Origin of the sequence: Aureimonas sp. AU4, from assembly GCF_001463765.1 — a bacterium.
Lineage (GTDB): Bacteria > Pseudomonadota > Alphaproteobacteria > Rhizobiales > Rhizobiaceae > Aureimonas.
Genome location: NZ_BBWK01000010.1, coordinates 1 through 3,796 on the forward strand (window position 1 = coordinate 1; position 3,796 = coordinate 3,796).

At 72.0% G+C, this 3,796-nt stretch carries 4 protein-coding genes and 1 pseudogene; 2 read left to right on the forward strand and 3 right to left on the reverse strand.

Annotated features, from left to right (window positions below; genetic code table 11):
- Positions 1 to 856: cytochrome c family protein (locus AUL35_RS04275; protein WP_156417827.1), on the reverse strand; the 856-nt coding region annotated here is incomplete at its 3' end.
- 258 nt (positions 857 to 1,114) lie between these two features.
- Here AUL35_RS04275 and AUL35_RS22845 point away from each other — a divergent pair.
- Positions 1,115 to 1,831: pseudogene (locus AUL35_RS22845) on the forward strand (3-deoxy-manno-octulosonate cytidylyltransferase); the annotation flags it as partial.
- A 6-nt stretch (positions 1,832 to 1,837) separates the two neighbouring features.
- Positions 1,838 to 2,746 carry a prephenate dehydratase gene (locus AUL35_RS22750; protein WP_062012356.1) on the forward strand — a complete coding sequence of 303 codons (909 nt, stop codon included), beginning with the start codon at positions 1,838 to 1,840 and terminating at the stop codon, positions 2,744 to 2,746.
- Between the two features lie 86 nt (positions 2,747 to 2,832).
- Here AUL35_RS22750 and AUL35_RS21470 read toward each other — a convergent pair whose 3' ends face one another.
- Together AUL35_RS21470 and nudC are read right to left on the reverse strand one after the other, a co-directional pair.
- Positions 2,833 to 2,979 (reverse strand): DUF1127 domain-containing protein, encoded by a 147-nt coding sequence (locus AUL35_RS21470; protein WP_156417829.1) that lies wholly within the window; start codon positions 2,977 to 2,979, stop codon positions 2,833 to 2,835.
- A 132-nt stretch (positions 2,980 to 3,111) separates the two neighbouring features.
- The coding region (nudC, locus tag AUL35_RS04285; protein WP_156417830.1) for an NAD(+) diphosphatase at positions 3,112 to 3,796 on the reverse strand (685 nt) is incomplete at its 5' end.

Sequence of the window (3,796 nt, forward strand, 5' to 3'; positions counted from 1 at the left end):
GCGCGGGCGCCGCGCCGGAGGCGGCGGGCTGCTCGGCCGGCTGCGGGGGCTTGGGCGCCTGCGGGGGCGGCGAGCCGGCGTTGTCGCCGGTGGCGGGAACCTGGCCGGTCATCGGCGCGGTGGGCGCGCCGCCGGTGGCCGGATCGGTCGTGCCGGCGCCCTGGGGCTGCGACACCGGGTCGCCCGGAAGCGCGGTCGAGGTCGAGGTGGCGGGGGCGGTCGGCTGCGGCGCGGCCGCGTTGCCCTCGGCCGGTGCCTGACCCTCGGCGGGCGCCGCGTTCTCGGCGGTCGCGCCGGCATCGGGCGCGGGCAGCGGCGGCGGGTTGTCGGAGAGCGTGCGAAGGTAGGCCAGGAGGTCGGCGCGCTCCTGGTCCTTGGGCAGGCCGGCGAAGCCCATCGCCGTGCCCTTGATGTACTGCTTGGGCCCGTGGAGGAAGTGGTTCAGGTGGTCCCAGTCCCAGTGAACCGACTTGCCCTGGCTGAACTCGGTCATGGCGGCCGAGTAGCTGAAGCCCTCGTGGCTCGCGATCGGGCGGTTCACGACGTCCCACAGGTCGGGGCCGACCTTGTTGGGGCCGCCCTTCTCGCCGGAATGGCAAGCCTGGCAGCGCTTGAAGATGCCGGCGCCCGCTTCCGCGTTGGCGCTCGCCATGATCTGGCCGACCGGGGTCACCTCGTTGCCGGCCGCAGGGGCGGCGGCGCCGCCGGCGGCGGGCTCGGCGGCCTGGATCGCGAAGCCGGGCTTCTCGGGCGCCTCGGAATGGAAGATCCCCTCCGCCACCAGACTGCCGCCGAACAGCACGAACACGGTGCCCAGGAGGGCACCGAAGATCTTGTTGGCCTCGAATGAATCCATGGCGATGAGGAGGCTCCGCTGCGGCCGCTGCGAACCCCTCCCGAGGCGGCCGGCCGGACAAACAAACACGCGCGGGCGTTACGGCCTTTTGCCGGGGTGCGGCAAGACCTATAAGCCCGCGAAGCTGGAAGCGTTCTGACATTGTGATCCGCCGCGATCAAGCGCCCGCTCGCCACAGCCCCGCCGAATCCCGTCGCCCGCCCCCGGAAGTTTCGGGCAGGGCGACGGACCCGAAGTCCCGCGCCGGAAGAATCGCCCATGTCCACGCTCGTCCTCGTGCCGGCTCGCATCGCCTCGACGCGCCTGCCCGGCAAGCCTCTCGCCCCGATCCACGGCCGCCCGATGATCGTCCACGTGGCCGAGCGGGCCCGGGAGGCCGATGTGGGACGCGTCGTGGTGGCGACCGATTCTGAGGATGTGGCCAGCGCCGTGCGGGCGGCGGGCTTCGAGGCGGTGATGACGCGCGCCGACCACCCGTCGGGCTCGGACCGCATCTTCGAGGCCCTCCGGCTCGTCGATCCCGAGGGCCTCGTGGACACGGTGGTGAACCTGCAAGGGGACCTGCCGACCGTCGAGCCCGCAACCGTGCGCGCGAGCCTGCGCGCGCTGGCGGATCCCGCCTGCGACATCGGCACGGTGGTGGTGCCGATCGAAAACGGGCGCGACCGCGCGGACCCCAGCGTCGTGAAGGCCGTGCTGGCCGGCGGGGGCGAGGGCGATGCGCCGCGCCGCGCCCTCTACTTCACGCGCGCCACAGCCCCGACGGGCGAGGGGCCGCTCTTCCACCATGTCGGCATCTACGCCTACCGCCGCGCGGCGCTGGAGCGCTTCGTCGCCCTGCCGCCGGGCGCGCTGGAGCGTCGCGAGACGCTGGAGCAGCTGCGCGCGCTGGAGGCGGGCATGCGGATCGACGTCTGCGTGGTGGACGCGGTGCCCCTCGGCGTCGATACGCCGCGCCAGCTCGAGGAGGCGAGGCGGCTCCTGGCGCCGGCCGGCGGGGCCACGCGAATCGCCTTCCAGGGCGAGCCGGGCGCCAATTCCGACATTGCCTGCGAGGAGATGTTCCCGGGCCGCGAGACGCTCCCCTGCGCGAGCTTCGACGACGCCTTCCGCGCGGTCGCCGAGGGCGAGGCGGAACTCGCCATGATTCCGATCGAGAACACGCTGGCCGGCCGGGTCGCCGACGTGCATCATCTCCTGCCGCAGTCGGGCCTCAGGATCGTGGGCGAGCACTTCCTGCCGATCCACTTCCACTTCATGGCGCTGCCGGGCGTCGGCGAGAGCGAGATCCGCACGATCCACAGCCACGTCCACGCGCTCGGCCAGTGCCGCACGCTCCTGAACGAGACCGACCCGGCCACCGGCCGGCCGCGCTGGCGCGGGCGCACGGAAGGCGACACGGCGGGCTCGGCCCGCCTCGTGCGCGATGCCGGGGACCGGTCCATGGCGGCGCTCGCGCCCCGGCGCGCGGCCGAGATCTACGGGCTCGCGATCCTGCGCGAGCGGGTCGAGGACGATCCCACCAACCAGACGCGCTTCGTGGTGCTGCGCCGGCCGGAAGGCGACGAGCGCGCGCTCTGGGCGCCTGCCGCGGGCGGGGGAGAGCCGACGCCCGGCGTCGTCACGACCTTCGTCTTCGACGTTCGCAACATTCCCGCCGCGCTCTACAAGGCGCTGGGCGGCTTTGCGACCAACGGCGTCAACATGACCAAGCTCGAGAGCTACCAGGTCGGCGGGCGCTTCACCGCGACGCGCTTCTATGCCGACGTGATCGGCCACCCGGACGACGCGGGCCTTGCCCGCGCGCTCGCCGAGCTCGAGCACTTCACCACCGATCTCCAGATTCTCGGCGTCTACCGCTTCGCGAGCACCCGCCCGCTCACGGATTAGGCGCCCTGCACGCCTTCACGACCCCCAAACGCAAAAACCCCGCCGTGAGGCGGGGTTTTTCGTAGCGTGTGGCGGTGCGGGGCGGCTTAGCGGCCGATGCGCACCATGCGGTCGATGTCACCGCGCATCACGCCGATGTCGCTCAGCATGCGGTCGTCCATGCGGTTGAGCTCGAGAACGGTCTTGCGGTGAGCGCGGAGGGTGTGGAAGCGCTTGGCGAGGGAGGTCAGCATCGGTCTTGTCCGGTTCATCAATCAATCTGATGACCGGTATGTAGACCTCCGGCCTGCCCAACAGGAGAGCAGGTTCTGCACGCCTCTTGTGCAGCCTGTGCATGGCATGCGCAATTTTCGTGAAACGTTTCCTTAATCCTCTCGTGATGCGAACGGTTCCGCTCTTGCGTCGAACGCGTCGGCGTGCTCGGCGAAGCGGCGGATCAAGTGGTGCGCGATCGCAAATTCCTGCGGCGCCTCGATCCCGTCCGCATGCGTTCCCGCCAGCATCGCGAGCACCTCGTCCCGCTCGAACCAGCGGCAGTCCTCGAGCTCGGTCTCGTCGCGCCGGATCTCGGCGTCCAGCGCTAGTCCCGCGCAGCCGATCATCAAGGAGCCCGGAAAGGGCCAGGGCTGGCTGAGGAGGTAGCGCACGGGCCCGACCGAGATGCCCGCCTCCTCGAAGGTCTCGCGGCGCACCGCGTCCTCCACGGTCTCGCCCGCCTCCACGAAGCCGGCGAGGCACGACCACATGCCGCTCGGGAACTGCGGCTGGCGCCCCAGAAGGCAGCGGCCGCGACCGTCGTGCACGAGCATGATCGTGACCGGGTCGGTGCGGGGAAAGAGTAGGTGGTCGCAGGCCGTGCAGCGGCGCCGGAAGCCGCCGGCCTCGGACGCGGTGGCCGAGCCGCAGCGGCCGCAGAAGCGGTTGGCGGCGTGCCAGTTCAGGAGGTGGGACCCCTGCGCCAGCTGGCCTTCACTGTTGGCGTCGAGAAGCCGGGCGCTGCTGATCCGCCGCAGGGGCTCCGGCGCGGCGCCGGCGGGCGGCGGGCCGGCC

Excerpts from the sequence above, each read along its gene's own strand:
- AUL35_RS21470 (WP_156417829.1), bottom strand. The coding sequence starts at position 2,979 with ATGCTGACCTCCCTCGCCAAGCGCTTCCACACCCTCCGCGCTCACCGC.